The organism is Paenibacillus tyrphae (assembly GCF_000722545.1).
In the GTDB taxonomy this organism is placed as follows: Bacteria; Bacillota; Bacilli; order Paenibacillales; family NBRC-103111; genus Paenibacillus_G; species Paenibacillus_G tyrfis.
The window spans coordinates 1-1,117 of record NZ_JNVM01000074.1; the positions used below are offsets into that span (position 1 = coordinate 1).

Here is a 1,117-nt window from a genome sequence, read left to right on the forward strand (position 1 = left end):
AAGAAAGCTACAGCGAAGACGGAGCGAACCTGGAGCCGGTTGCCGGCCCGCGCAATGTGGCGTACGTGATCTATACGTCAGGAACAACGGGCAAACCCAAAGGCGTCATGGTCGAGCATCATTCGGTGATCAACCGGTTGATGTGGATGCAAAAAGCATACCCGATCGCTTCGGGGGATACGATACTGCAAAAAACGGCGATCACGTTTGACGTATCGGTGTGGGAGCTGTTCTGGTGGTCATGGGTAGGGTCGAAAGTATGCCTGCTGCCGGTCGGAGGAGAAAAGAATCCGGAGGAGATCGTGGAAACGATCGCCCGGAATAACGTGAGCACCCTGCATTTTGTGCCGTCGATGCTGGACGTGTTCCTGGAATATGTCGGTTCAACCGGAGGGAAAGCAAGCGGCAAGCTGGCGTCGTTGAGGCAAGTATTTGCGAGCGGAGAAGCGCTGACTCCAGCGCAGGTGTCGAAGTTCCGACGGGAAGTTGGCGACACGAGACTGATCAACTTGTATGGCCCGACGGAGGCGACAGTTGACGTTTCGTATTATGAGTGCACAGCCGGGGAATTAAGCGGAACGGTGCCGATCGGCAAACCGATCGACAACATCCGGTTGTACATCATAGGAGAAGGAAACCAGGGTCTGCAGCCTGTGGGTGTGGCCGGAGAGCTGTGCATCGCAGGTGTCGGGCTGGCGCGTGGATATTTGAACCGGCCGGAGCTGACGGAAGAGAAGTTCGTGAACCACCCGCTGGTGCCGGGAGAGCGGATCTACCGGACAGGGGACTTGGCGAGATGGCTGCCGGACGGCAATATTGAGTACCTTGGACGGATCGACCATCAAGTCAAAATACGTGGCTACCGGATCGAGCTGGGCGAGATCGAGGCGCAGTTGTTGAAATTGGCGCCGGTACAGCAAGCGGTCGTGATAGCGCGGGAAGACGGAAGCGGTCAGAAGCAGCTTTGCGCATATATCGTGGCGGAGCAGCAGATGACGGTAAGCGAGCTGAGGGGAGAACTGTCGCGGGAACTGCCGGGGTATATGATTCCGTCGTACTTTGTACAGATGGAGCAGATGCCGCTATCGGCCAACGGGAAGCTGGACCGCAAGGCACT

At 57.2% G+C, this 1,117-nt stretch carries 1 protein-coding gene; it reads left to right on the plus strand.

From position 1 onward, the window contains the following. Positions 1 to 1,117: amino acid adenylation domain-containing protein (locus ET33_RS35645; protein ID WP_036693983.1), on the plus strand; the 1,117-nt coding region annotated here is incomplete at both ends.